Raw genomic sequence first — 6,462 nt, 5'->3', positions numbered from 1 at the left:
TGTCGGCCAGCCGCGCCAGCGAGTCGCGCCGCGGCTGCGCGAACTGGCGCACCCGCCGCGCGCGCGCCTCGCGCCGCTCCGCGTCCAGCGCGCGCGCCGCCTCGGCGAGCAGCGCGCTCTCGGCGACCACCTCGCCGGTCGCGCCGCCGGTGATCGAGTCCAGCCACGCCTGCGTGCTCGTGCGCTCATCGCGCCCCTGGACCGCGACGAGCCCGGCGACGCCGGCGCCGAGCACGGCGACGGTGAGCGCGGCGAGGGCGAGAGCGCGGGGGCGGCGGCGGACGGCGGGAGTCGAGACGGCGGGAGTCGAGACGGCGGGAGCGACGACAGCGGGAGCGGAGACGGCGGGAGCGGATGCGGCGGGAGCGGGGACGGCGGGGGCGGGGGTGTCGAGGGCCTGCAGCTCGCGCAGCAGCTCGCCGGCGTCGCGCCATCGGTCGCCCGGGTGCTTGTGCAGCGCGCCCTCGACCACCGCGATCAGCTCGCGCGGGAGCCCCGGACGCAGCGTCGAGATGCGCGGGAGGTCCTGCTCGCGCTGCAGCATCACCACGCGGTACAGGCTCTCCCCCGCCCACGGCGTGTGCCCCGAGAGCATCTCCCACCCCAGCAGCCCCACCGCGTAGACGTCGCTGCGCGGGTCGGGCGCCTTCCCGTCCAGCTGCTCGGGGGCGAGGTAGGCCGGCCAGGGGGCGAGCCCGCCGTCGTCGGCGGGGGGCGGGGCGAGCGTGGCGCGGCCCGCGGCGTCGAGCAGCACCCGCTCGGGGGTCAGCGCGCCGTGCGCCTCCCCGCGCGCGCCGCGCGTCGCCAGCTCGGCGGCCTGCTCGCGCAGCAGCCGGGCGGCGCGGGCCGGAGCGAGGCGCGGCTCGGCGCGCAGGAGGTCGCGGAGGTTGCGGGGCGCTGGGTGTTGGGGCATCGTCGCGGCGGCGGGCGGCGTGGGAGCGGTTCCCGTCGCGCACGGCATGTGCCACACGCCGCCCCGCCCGCCCGTCCCCCACACCAGGAGCCCCATGGACGCCACCCTCGGCCGCCGCTCCCTCGTCGACCGCATGCGCGGCGCCGCGCTGTTCGACGTCGCCACGTACGAGGAGGTCGAGCACGACACCTCCGCGACCGGGCAGGCGGCGGTCGTCGTCGCCCTCGCCGCCGTCGCCTCCGGGATCGGCAACGCCTTCCGCGGCGGCCCGGGCATCCTCGCCGGCGTCGTCGCGATGCTGCTCGGCTGGGTGGTCTGGTCCGGGGTGACCTACCTGGTCGGGACGCGGCTGTTCGGCGGCATGGCCACGTGGGGGGAGCTGCTGCGCACCCTCGGCTTCGCGCAGGCGCCGGGCGTGCTGCTGGTCGCGGCCATCGTCCCGGGGCTCGGCTGGCTGGTGATCCTGGCCGTCTTCCTGTGGACGCTCGGCACCGGCTTCGTCGCGATCCGGCAGGCGCTCGACGTCGACTCGGGGAAGGCGCTGATGACGGCCGTCGTCGCCTGGGTCGCCAACGCCCTCGCGACCTGGATCCTGGGGATGGTGTTCGGCTCGACGCTGTTCTGAGGGGATCGGGGGCGAAAAGGGGGCGGGCGCCCTTGCCGGGCCCGCTCCCCGGGCGCACTCTGCCGGGGTTCGGCCGCCGGGTCGTGGCCCCCTTCTCCCCCCCGCATGCGTCCCCTCGTCATCGCCGTCGCCCTGGCCGCGGTCGCGCCCGCCGCGCGCGCCCAGACCACCATCACCCTCGAGGGCGTCGTCCGCGGTGAGAACGCGGCGCCCGTCTCCGGCGCGCAGGTCGTCGCCGTCCACCAGGGGACGCAGGAGACCCGCCGCGCCGTCACCGGCGCCGCCGGCACCTTCCGCATCCTCGGGCTCCCGTCGGGACGCTACGGCGTCACCGTGCGCGCGATCGGCTACAAGCCGGCCGGCGACGCCGTGCAGCTCGTCATCGGGCAGCGCGCGCAGCTCACCTTCGACCTCGAGCGCGGGGTCAACGAGCTGACGAGCGTCGTCGTCTCGGCGACGAACCCCGAGCGCGCCAAGCAGGTCGAGGTGCAGCGCCTGTCGGTGTCGGCGCCGATCCTCCGCGAGGAGATCGAGAACCTCCCGCTGAACGCGCGCGGCATCATGAACCTCGCGTCGGTGGCGCCGGGCATCAAGGCGTACGCGCCGCAGCAGGGGCGCACGCTCCCCTCGGCCGGCGCGGCGCCCGACCTGCGCTTCATCAACCTCTACCTCGACGGCGTCGAGATGAAGTCGATGTTCAACGGGAACATCGTCGGCCTCGGGCAGACGGGGTCCCCGGTGCCGCAGGAGGGGCTGGAGGAGTTCCGCGTCTTCCTCAACCCGTACGACGCCGAGTACTCGCGCGCGGGGAGCTACGTCATCAGCGCCGTCACGCGGCGCGGCGCCACCAAGTGGGAGGGGTCGGCGTTCGGCTTCTTCCAGAACTCCGACGCCGTCGGGCGCACGTTCATCCAGCGCAACGCCGGCACCGCGCCGCCGAACTTCGGGCGGCAGCAGGCGGGCGTGAACGTCCGCGGCCCGCTGGTGAAGGACAAGCTGTTCCTCGCCGCGAGCTACGAGCTGACGCGCACCAACAACTTCATCGACGTGACGCCCGGCCGCCCGGCGACCAACCCGGCGATCTGGGACCGCTACCGCGGCACGTTCGAGGCGCCCAACCGCAACCACGCCGGCGTGCTGCGCCTGACGTGGACGCCCGGCGAGACGCACACCGTCGACGGCATGTGGTCGACGCGCTACCTGACCGGCGAGGGGAACTTCGGCGTCGCCACCGCGCGCGAGGGCGGGATCACGCAGAAGTACTTCGTCAACGTCGCGCAGCTCCGCGACAAGTGGCAGCCGACCGCCAACTTCGTGAACGAGGCCAGCCTCCAGCTGGTCAGCTGGTACCACAACGAGGGGCCGCTGGTCGAGGGGCCGGTCCGCGTCTACCCGAGCGTCACCGTCGGCACCGGCGGCTTCCCGCTCGTGCTGCGCGAGACGCACGGCCGCTTCGTCGACCGCGCGACCTACACCCTCGACGCCGCCGGGACGCACCTGCTCAAGGCCGGCGTCGAGGCGAGCCGCGTCGGCGCCAGCCAGTTCCTGCCGACCAACCGCTTCGGGTCGTTCAGCTTCCCCACCGACACCAGCACGCTCCCCAACTCGGCCTCGCTCGGCGTCGGCTTCTTCGACCCGACGTCGACGGCCGACGCCAAGGCGTCGCTGAGCGGCACCATCGTCGGCGCGTACCTGAACGACGAGTGGCGCCCGGTGCCGAATCTGGCGATCAACGTCGGCGTGCGCTACGACGTCGAGCTGAACACGCTCAACAACGACTTCACCGTGCCGTGGGCGCAGGACGGGCAGCTGGTGTCGGCGCTCGAGGGCGCGGGCTACGGCCGCTGGATCAACCGCGGCAACCGCAAGAACGACCTGAACAACATCAGCCCGCGCATCTCGTTCTCGTGGGACCCGACGAAGCAGAACCGCACCTTCCTGCGCGGCGGCTTCGGCGTGGTGTACGACCGCGCGACGAGCATGATCGGCTTCGGCGAGCGGCTCAACGCGGCGTGGCGCACCTACAGCTTCGTGAACCCGGGGACGACGGACCCTGAGGTGCTGCGGCAGCGCGTCGTCTCGGGCGGCGTGCAGGCCACGCCGGCGCTGGTGCTCGTGAAGGACAAGATCGAGACCCCGAAGAACACGCAGTGGTCGGTCGGCATCGGGCAGCAGTTCACCAGCCAGTTCGGGGTGAACCTCGACTACATCGACCAGCGGATGTCGGACCTCTACGTCCGCCTGAACCCGAACTACTTCAACACGACGACCCGCGCCCGCGCGCTCACGCCGCGCTACGGCGACATCACGCTGTGGGACGACTTCGGGAAGGCGCGCTTCCGCGGGCTGATCTCGCAGGCGACCTACCAGCGCCAGCGCACGCGCGTCAACCTCGCCTACACGCTCGGCTTCTACGAGGCGGACTTCGACGGCAACATCGCGCAGATCTTCCCCTTCCGCTCCAGCTACGACATGCAGGCGACGTCGGGCGACGAGCGGCACCGCGCGGTGCTGAGCACGGTCACGCCGATCCCGTTCGGCTTCACCTTCTCGGCCATCGGCACGGTCGCCAGCCCGCGCCCGGTGGCGGTGACGGACGGGCGCGACCTGAACGCGAACAACGTCTTCTTCGACGACTTCCCGAACGGCGACCGCACCGTGCGCCCGGCGAACGAGTGGAAGAACTGGTACCGCACGGTCGACCTGCGGCTGTCGCGCCCCATCTTCACCTCGGGGAGCCGCAAGGTCAGCGCGTCGGTCGAGGTGTTCAACGTGTTCAACTCCGACAACATCGCGACGTTCAACGCGCGCCAGCTCGACGCGGCCGGGCGTCCGATCACGAACTACCTGCAGCCGAACAGCGCCTTCGCGGCGCGCCAGGCGCAGGTCGGGCTCCGCGCCGACTTCTGACGCGCGTGCGCGCCCTCCGGCTCGCGGCCCTGCTCACGCTCGCGGGGTGCGCGGGCCGCGCCCCCGCCCCCGCGTCCGCCCCCGTGGCGGGCGCGGGGGCGGGGCGCGTCGACACCGGGAGCATCGGCGGCGCGCGCTACCGCGTGCAGCTCCCGGCCCGCTGGAACGGCGGGCTGGTGATGTACGCGCACGGGTACCGCTTCCTCGACGCGCCGCCCGCGCGCTGGGACGACCGCGCGGAGCAGGCGCTGCGCGACACCGTCCTCGCGCGCGGGTTCGCGATCGCCGAGTCGCAGTACCGCCGCCAGGGGTGGGCGGTCGCGGAGGGGGTGGAGGACACCGAGGCGCTGCGGCGGCACTTCGTCGCGCGCCACGGCCGCCCGCGCGAGACGGTGATGCTGGGGCACTCGATGGGCGGGCTGATCGCCGTCCTCACCCTCGAGCGGCACCCGGACGCCTACACGGCCGGGCTGCCGGTGTGCGGCGTGCTGACGCCGGCCCCGCTGCTGGCGCGGATGGTCGAGGTGCTCGCGGCGGCCGACGTGCTCGCCCCCGGCGTGCTGCGCGACGGGGCGGCGGGGCTGCTCGGGCCGGTGCCGGCGGGGCTCGCCGACAGCGCCGTCGCCGCGGCGCTGGCGCGCGTCCCGGGGGCGACGGCGCGGGTGGCCGCGCAGATGGAGCTGCGTGAGCGCGACGTCCCGTGGGTGCTGGCGTTCGCGCGGCAGCTCGTCGCCGACCTGCGCGCGGCGTCGGGCGGGCTGCCGTTCGGGAACGCGGACGTGGTGTACGCCGGCTGGGGGGACGACGCGGCGATGAACCGCGCCGTCCGCCGCTACCCGGGCGACCCGGCGGCGACGGCGTGGCTGCTCGCCCGCGCGTCGCCCACCGGCGCGCTGCGCGTCCCGACGCTCGCGGTACACACGACGTACGACGAGCTGGTGCCGGCCCGCTCGCCGAACGAGTACCGGCTGGCCGCGGCGCGCGCCGGCGCGCGCGACCGGTTCGTGCAGGCGTGGGTGGAGGCCGACGGCCACTGCAACGTCTCCCCCGCCCGCACCGGCCGCGCCCTCGACCAGCTGCTCGCCTGGGCGCGCGAGGGGCGGCGTCCCGCGGGGGGCGAGCTGCGCTGAGCGCGGGCGCGCCGACCGCGCGTCAGCGGCGCGGCAGGAACGCCGAGACGCCGAAGCGCAGCCCGAAGCCGGTCGCGGTGTTGTCGGTGTCGTTCGCGCCCTGGTCCACCGACTGCACGGTGCGGCCGAGGTGCGCCTCGCCGAAGACGCCCACCTGGCGCGACACGAGCCAGGTCAGCCCGGCGGTCGCCTCGACGCCCCAGAGCGAGCCCTCGCGCTCGCCGGTGGCGGGCCCCTCGTCCTGCTCGATCGTGAAGCGGCCGACGCGCGCGCTGGCGCCGAGGTACGGCAGCGTGCGCGCGGCGCCGCGGCCGAAGTAGTAGCGCGCCGCCGGGCCCACGGCGAACGAGGTCGCGCTGCCGCCGCCGAAGTCGGAGTAGCCGAGCTGCACGTCGCCGCCGAGGGCGAGCCCGGGGCGCACGAAGAAGAGCACCGCGGGCGCGAGCGAGAGCGACGTCGTCGTGCTGGTCGACGACCCCTGGACGCCGTCGACCTCGATGCGCGTGCGCTGGCGCTGGAAGGAGGCGCCGCCCGACACCAGCAGGCTGCCGCGGTCGATGGCGGGGGGGATCGAGTCCTGCGCCAGCAGCGGGGCGGCGCAGCAGGAGAGCGCGGCGAGCAGCGACAGGCGGCGTGCGGGCATCGTGGGGTCGGGTGGTGTGGGTTCGGCGTCCGTCGCGGTACCATACCCGCGATGCGCCGACGCGCCGTAGGTCACCGATGACGGAATTCCGTTGAACGCGTTCTACACGTCCGTCGTCCCCGACGCCGAGGCCGAGGCGGCGCGCCGCCGGGGCGCGATGCGCCGCGCCTCGTGGCTGCGGCTCGTGCTGGCCGCGCTGACGGTCGGCGCGTGGCTGGCGCGCGACCGCGCGCCCGACGCG

At 74.9% G+C, this 6,462-nt stretch carries 4 protein-coding genes and 1 pseudogene; 3 read left to right on the top strand and 2 right to left on the bottom strand.

Translation table 11 applies throughout. The features are described from left to right. Positions 1–913: pseudogene (locus tag PYV61_RS19055) on the bottom strand (hypothetical protein); the annotation flags it as partial. 94 nt (positions 914–1,007) lie between these two features. Here PYV61_RS19055 and PYV61_RS19050 point away from each other — a divergent pair. The 3 genes from PYV61_RS19050 (at position 1,008) to PYV61_RS19040 (ending at position 5,578) form a co-directional block, all read left to right on the top strand. Then, positions 1,008–1,538, top strand: a complete 531-nt coding sequence (locus PYV61_RS19050; RefSeq protein ID WP_275834560.1) for a YIP1 family protein — start codon at positions 1,008–1,010, stop codon at positions 1,536–1,538. 105 nt (positions 1,539–1,643) lie between these two features. Then, positions 1,644–4,448: a TonB-dependent receptor gene (locus tag PYV61_RS19045; protein ID WP_275834558.1), complete on the top strand. Its 2,805-nt coding sequence runs from the start codon at positions 1,644–1,646 to the stop codon at positions 4,446–4,448. A 5-nt stretch (positions 4,449–4,453) separates the two neighbouring features. Then, complete coding sequence (locus PYV61_RS19040) at positions 4,454–5,578, top strand: alpha/beta hydrolase (protein ID WP_275834556.1); 1,125 nt, start codon at positions 4,454–4,456, stop codon at positions 5,576–5,578. 22 nt (positions 5,579–5,600) lie between these two features. Here the strand turns inward: PYV61_RS19040 and PYV61_RS19035 are convergent, their stop codons facing one another. After that, positions 5,601–6,221, bottom strand: coding sequence for a hypothetical protein (locus PYV61_RS19035; protein ID WP_275834554.1), 621 nt, complete (start codon positions 6,219–6,221; stop codon positions 5,601–5,603). Between the last annotated feature and the right edge of the window lie 241 nt (positions 6,222–6,462).

Origin of the sequence: Roseisolibacter sp. H3M3-2 (assembly GCF_029211165.1) — a bacterium.
In the GTDB taxonomy this organism is placed as follows: Bacteria; Gemmatimonadota; Gemmatimonadetes; order Gemmatimonadales; family Gemmatimonadaceae; genus Roseisolibacter.
This window is presented reverse-complemented; position numbering and strand designations above follow the sequence as displayed.

What these genes read in the sequence shown, in the direction of transcription:
- PYV61_RS19050 (WP_275834560.1), top strand. Translation starts at nt 1,008, where the DNA reads ATGGACGCCACCCTCGGCCGCCGCTCCCTCGTCGACCGCATGCGCGGC.
- PYV61_RS19045 (WP_275834558.1), top strand. Translation starts at nt 1,644, where the DNA reads ATGCGTCCCCTCGTCATCGCCGTCGCCCTGGCCGCGGTCGCGCCCGCC.
- PYV61_RS19035 (WP_275834554.1), bottom strand. Translation starts at nt 6,221, where the DNA reads ATGCCCGCACGCCGCCTGTCGCTGCTCGCCGCGCTCTCCTGCTGCGCC.